Consider the following 6,605-nt stretch of genomic DNA (forward strand, 5'->3'; position numbering starts at 1 on the left):
ACCATTAAAACGGTCGAGAGCCCCAACCAGTTCACTGGTTGGGGCTCTCCGCATTTAACCCGCCCGCATCTAATCCACCAGTCACACCGGTCTCAGGCCCCGACATCCAGGTCGGGGCCTGAGTGATTTAAAAGCCGCCCCCCCTGTCGGCTGTGCCGGCCGGGGCCGGCGGCTACCGGCAGGCGGCTACCGGCCAGGGCGCCGGCAGACCGGCCGTGGTGCGGCAGTCGTGCCGGCGGCACCGGGAACCCGTCCGGGGAGGTCCTTCGTCCCTCACGTCCAGAGGCTTGCCCGGGGGAGGGCGGGGTCCCGGTGCCGGGGCTGTCCCGGGTGTTGACCGGAGGTGCCGATGACCGGAGGAACTTGGGTGAGGAACTTCACCACAGCAACGTCGCGCACGTTCTTTCGCGGCCGTGGTTTGTGGAGGCTGTGGTTAGGAGGGAAGCTGCCGGCCGGCGGCGCCCGCAGCCTGGAAGTGCGGTTGAGCCGGGAGGACTCCCGGTGCGCGGGGGCCACAGCTGCCCGCGCGGGCGGGCATGCCCGACTGTGACGCGGTCCATAAAACTGATCCGGTCCCTGGTTGGCTTCGTTGCCCGCCTTGCGGTGCCCAAAACCCGCGGCAGTTCAAGGGTTTCGGGGGCGGGTCCGTGCCTCTTTTCGCCGGGTTGCTTTGGGGGTGGGGTGGGTGTAATGTATTCCAAGTCGCCGCGAGGGAGACAGCGAAGAGCTGGTCACCGCGGGCGGCCAAATCCCCGAAATCAAGACCGTGATCTGGTGACTTTTTAGGTTGCTTGGGTGTGGTGGGGCTGGTTTTCCTGCCGATGAGAATCCTGAAACATGGATTTGCGTCGGGGAGTGAAACCTGGTAAGTTTGAAAAGTTGCTCCGGAGCGATCCTGAACGTTGGTTTGGGTGGTGCCGGGTGTGTCTGTTGTTTGAGAACTCAATAGTGTGCCAAGTTTGTTGATACCGATTTTTTATTAAATTGGTTGAATTTGCCGGGCCTATCCGCCTCCGTGGTGTGGTCTGGTGTTTTTGGCTGGTTTCAAATTTTGTGCAGCTGGTTTCCGCGTTATTTCCGTGGTTTCCGGTTGTGTCTGTTTGTTTTCAACGGAGAGTTTGATCCTGGCTCAGGATGAACGCTGGCGGCGTGCTTAACACATGCAAGTCGAACGATGATCCGGTGCTTGCACCGGGGATTAGTGGCGAACGGGTGAGTAACACGTGAGTAACCTGCCCTTGACTCTGGGATAAGCCTGGGAAACTGGGTCTAATACCGGATATGACTCCTCATCGCATGGTGGGGGGTGGAAAGCTTTTGCGGTTTTGGATGGACTCGCGGCCTATCAGCTTGTTGGTGAGGTAATGGCTCACCAAGGCGACGACGGGTAGCCGGCCTGAGAGGGTGACCGGCCACACTGGGACTGAGACACGGCCCAGACTCCTACGGGAGGCAGCAGTGGGGAATATTGCACAATGGGCGAAAGCCTGATGCAGCGACGCCGCGTGAGGGATGACGGCCTTCGGGTTGTAAACCTCTTTCAGTAGGGAAGAAGCGAAAGTGACGGTACCTGCAGAAGAAGCGCCGGCTAACTACGTGCCAGCAGCCGCGGTAATACGTAGGGCGCAAGCGTTATCCGGAATTATTGGGCGTAAAGAGCTCGTAGGCGGTTTGTCGCGTCTGCCGTGAAAGTCCGGGGCTCAACTCCGGATCTGCGGTGGGTACGGGCAGACTAGAGTGATGTAGGGGAGACTGGAATTCCTGGTGTAGCGGTGAAATGCGCAGATATCAGGAGGAACACCGATGGCGAAGGCAGGTCTCTGGGCATTAACTGACGCTGAGGAGCGAAAGCATGGGGAGCGAACAGGATTAGATACCCTGGTAGTCCATGCCGTAAACGTTGGGCACTAGGTGTGGGGGACATTCCACGTTTTCCGCGCCGTAGCTAACGCATTAAGTGCCCCGCCTGGGGAGTACGGCCGCAAGGCTAAAACTCAAAGGAATTGACGGGGGCCCGCACAAGCGGCGGAGCATGCGGATTAATTCGATGCAACGCGAAGAACCTTACCAAGGCTTGACATGGACCGGATCGCCGCAGAAATGTGGTTTCTCCTTTGGGGCCGGTTCACAGGTGGTGCATGGTTGTCGTCAGCTCGTGTCGTGAGATGTTGGGTTAAGTCCCGCAACGAGCGCAACCCTCGTTCCATGTTGCCAGCACGTAGTGGTGGGGACTCATGGGAGACTGCCGGGTCAACTCGGAGGAAGGTGGGGACGACGTCAAATCATCATGCCCCTTATGTCTTGGGCTTCACGCATGCTACAATGGCCGGTACAAAGGGTTGCGATACTGTGAGGTGGAGCTAATCCCGAAAAAGCCGGTCTCAGTTCGGATTGGGGTCTGCAACTCGACCCCATGAAGTCGGAGTCGCTAGTAATCGCAGATCAGCAACGCTGCGGTGAATACGTTCCCGGGCCTTGTACACACCGCCCGTCAAGTCACGAAAGTTGGTAACACCCGAAGCCGGTGGCCTAACCCCTTGTGGGAGGGAGCCGTCGAAGGTGGGACTGGCGATTGGGACTAAGTCGTAACAAGGTAGCCGTACCGGAAGGTGCGGCTGGATCACCTCCTTTCTAAGGAGCACCTACAGGCCCACGCTTTCCGTGTATGCGGGGTGTGTGGTTTGTCAGGAGTAAAGGCCCGTTGCGCAGGCGATCGTTCTGCGGCGGGTGCTCATGGGTGGAATATCAGCAAATAGGTGCCTGGTGGCACGGGCCGTTGGTTAGTACGGAGTGGTTCCTCTTTGGGGGGCTGGTCCTGGAACGCGGGTGGTTCGTGGTTGTTGGGTAGTGTTTGGCACACTGTTGGGTCCTGAGGCAACAGGACCGGGGAGGGTTTGGTTCTTTCCCGGGATGTTTGTTTCTGGTTTCCTGGCTGCACCGATCGCACGGTTGCCTCTTTTGGGGGGTGTGTGGGGTGTGTGGTACGGGGTTGTTGTTTGAGAACTACATAGTGGACGCGAGCATCTTTTATAAGAAGCAATTTCCAAGAATATGAACCTGGATCTGGCTGCGCGTGATGATGGCACTCTTCGGGGTGTGGTTGTTGGGTGTGGTTGGTTTCTGTGGTTCTCTCGAAAATTACTCCTTGATCTTTTGTGGTCAAGTTTTAAGAGCACACGGTGGATGCCTTGGCATTAGGAGCCGAAGAAGGACGTAGGAATCTGCGATAAGCCTGGGGGAGTCGATAACCGGACTGTGATCCCAGGGTGTCCGAATGGGGAAACCCCGCCAGACGCGCGAGTGATCTGGTGACCCGCATCTGAACACATAGGGTGCGTGGAGGGAACGCGGGGAAGTGAAACATCTCAGTACCCGCAGGAAGAGAAAACAACAGTGATTCCGTTAGTAGTGGCGAGCGAACGCGGATCAGGCTAAACCGACCCATGTGTGATAGCCGGCGGGCGTTGCATGGGCGGGGTTGTGGGACTTGTTGTCCTGGTTCTGCCGGACCGGGGAGGTGTGAGTGCTGGTATAGGTGAACGGTCTTGAAAGGCCGGCCGTAGAGGGTGTGAGCCCCGTAACCGTAATGCTGTGCACCGCCTTTGATGAGTATCCCAAGTAGCACGGGGCCCGAGAAATCCCGTGTGAATCTGTCAGGACCACCTGATAAGCCTAAATACTCCCTAATGACCGATAGCGGACCAGTACCGTGAGGGGAAAGGTGAAAAGTACCCCGGGAGGGGAGTGAAACAGTACCTGAAACCGTGTGCTTACAATCCGTCGGAGCAGCCTTGTAGTTGTGACGGCGTGCCTTTTGAAGAATGAGCCTGCGAGTTAGTGTTACGTCGCGAGGTTAACCCGTGTGGGGAAGCCGTAGCGAAAGCGAGTCTGAACAGGGCGTTGCAGTGGCGTGATCTAGACCCGAAGCGAAGTGATCTACCCATGGCCAGGTTGAAGCGACGGTAAGACGTCGTGGAGGACCGAACCCACTTCAGTTGAAAATGGAGGGGATGAGCTGTGGGTAGGGGTGAAAGGCCAATCAAACTTCGTGATAGCTGGTTCTCCCCGAAATGCATTTAGGTGCAGCGTTGCGTGTTTCTTACCGGAGGTAGAGCTACTGGATGGCTAATGGGCCTACAAGGTTACTGACGTCAGCCAAACTCCGAATGCCGGTAAGTGAGAGCGCAGCAGTGAGACTGTGGGGGATAAGCTTCATAGTCGAGAGGGAAACAGCCCAGACCACCAACTAAGGCCCCTAAGCGTGTGCTAAGTGGGAAAGGATGTGGAGTTGCGAAGACAACCAGGAGGTTGGCTTAGAAGCAGCCATCCTTAAAAGAGTGCGTAATAGCTCACTGGTCAAGTGATTCCGCGCCGACAATGTAGCGGGGCTCAAGTACACCGCCGAAGTTGTGGCATTCACATGTTTTCCAAGCCTTCGTGGTTCAGGAGTGTGGATGGGTAGGGGAGCGTCGTGTGGGCGGTGAAGTCGCGGTGTAAACCAGCGGTGGAGCCTACACGAGTGAGAATGCAGGCATGAGTAGCGAAAGACGGGTGAGAAACCCGTCCGCCGGATGATCAAGGGTTCCAGGGTCAAGCTAATCTGCCCTGGGTAAGTCGGGACCTAAGGCGAGGCCGACAGGCGTAGTCGATGGACAACGGGTTGATATTCCCGTACCGGCGAAAAACCGCCCATGTTGAACAGGGGATACTAACCGCCCGAGACCTGCCCGACACCCCTTGTGGGTGAAGGGTTTTGGTGGAGCGCGGGACCTGATCCTGGGAGGCAAGCGTATTAACAGGTGTGACGCAGGAAGGTAGCCGAGCCGGGCGATGGTTGTCCCGGTCCAAGGATGTAGGGCGAACGGTAGGCAAATCCGCTGTTCATGTGCCTGAGATCTGACGGGACTCCCGTAAAGGGGGGATTCGGTGATCCTATGCTGCCTAGAAAAGCATCGGCGCGAGGTTTTAGCCGCCCGTACCCCAAACCGACACAGGTGATCAGGTAGAGAATACTAAGGCGATCGAGAGAATTATGGTTAAGGAACTCGGCAAAATGCCCCCGTAACTTCGGGGAGGGGGGGCCCCCCGACCTTGAACACCACTTGCTGGTGGGAGGGGGATCGGGGCCGCAGAGACCAGGGGGAAGCGACTGTTTACTAAAAACACAGGTCCGTGCGAAGTCGCAAGACGATGTATACGGACTGACTCCTGCCCGGTGCTGGAAGGTTAAGAGGACCGGTTAGCCGCAAGGCGAAGCTGAGAATTTAAGCCCCAGTAAACGGCGGTGGTAACTATAACCATCCTAAGGTAGCGAAATTCCTTGTCGGGTAAGTTCCGACCTGCACGAATGGAGTAACGACTTCCCCGCTGTCTCAACCATAAACTCGGCGAAATTGCAGTACGAGTAAAGATGCTCGTTACGCGCAGCAGGACGGAAAGACCCCGAGACCTTTACTATAGTTTGGTATTGGTGTTCGGAGTGGCTTGTGTAGGATAGGTGGGAGACGTTGAAGCCCGGACGCCAGTTCGGGTGGAGTCATCGTTGAAATACCACTCTGGTCACTTTGGACATCTAACTTCGGCCCGTAATCCGGGTCAGGGACAGTGCCTGATGGGTAGTTTAACTGGGGCGGTTGCCTCCTTAAAAAGTAACGGAGGCGCCCAAAGGTTCCCTCAGCCTGGTTGGCAATCAGGTGTCGAGTGTAAGTGCACAAGGGAGCTTGACTGTGAGAGAGACATCTCGAGCAGGGACGAAAGTCGGGACTAGTGATCCGGCGGTACATTGTGGAATGGCCGTCGCTCAACGGATAAAAGGTACCTCGGGGATAACAGGCTGATCTTGCCCAAGAGTCCATATCGACGGCATCGTTTGGCACCTCGATGTCGGCTCGTCGCATCCTGGGGCTGGAGTAGGTCCCAAGGGTTGGGCTGTTCGCCCATTTAAAGCGGTACGCGAGCTGGGTTTAGAACGTCGTGAGACAGTTCGGTCCCTATCCGCTGCGCGCGCAGGAAATTTGAGAAGGGCTGTCCTTAGTACGAGAGGACCGGAACGGACGAACCTCTGGTGTGTCAGTTGTACTGCCAAGTGCACCGCTGATTAGCTACGTTCGGATGGGATAACCGCTGAAAGCGTCTAAGCGGGAAGCTCGCTCGAGATGAGATTTCCATACACCTTGTGTGTGAGAGGCCCCCAGCCAGACCACTGGGTTGATAAGCCGATGTGGAAGCGAGGACTAACGACTCGTGAAGCTGACCGGTACTAATAGGCCGATAACTTACACCACACACCACCCCGCAAACGGATTCAAAAGCGTTTGCACCCAGGGGGCGGTAAAGAGAAAACAAGACTGCTTGCGTCACTATGTCGTTCCAACCAACAAACCCGGGTTTGACAGGTTCAGGAACCAACACAACTAAATACAACACCACAGTTGTAACACCACAGTTTTCCCCTCCCCGGGCACACCCCGGGCGGACGGGACACAGGGTTACGGCGGTCATAGCGTGGGGGAAACGCCGGTCCCATTCCGAACCCGGAAGCTAAGACCCACAGCGCCGATGGTACTGCACCCGGGAGGGTGTGGGAGAGTAGGTCACCGCCGGAC

General features: G+C 57.0%; 3 rRNA genes. All 3 read left to right on the forward strand.

Annotated elements, in window-relative coordinates:
- Window positions 1-1,106: 1,106 nt before the first annotated feature.
- The 3 genes from ACHMXB_RS21175 (at window position 1,107) to rrf (ending at window position 6,605) form a co-directional block, all read left to right on the forward strand.
- Window positions 1,107-2,631: ribosomal RNA gene (locus ACHMXB_RS21175) — 16S ribosomal RNA — on the forward strand.
- A 525-nt stretch (window positions 2,632-3,156) separates the two neighbouring features.
- A 23S ribosomal RNA gene (locus ACHMXB_RS21180) occupies window positions 3,157-6,285 on the forward strand.
- 204 nt (window positions 6,286-6,489) lie between these two features.
- Window positions 6,490-6,605: ribosomal RNA gene (rrf, locus tag ACHMXB_RS21185) — 5S ribosomal RNA — on the forward strand.
- The 16S, 23S and 5S rRNA genes sit together here, the layout of an rRNA operon.

It is taken from the genome of Arthrobacter sp. UC242_113 (assembly GCF_044054585.1).
Lineage (GTDB): Bacteria > Actinomycetota > Actinomycetes > Actinomycetales > Micrococcaceae > Arthrobacter.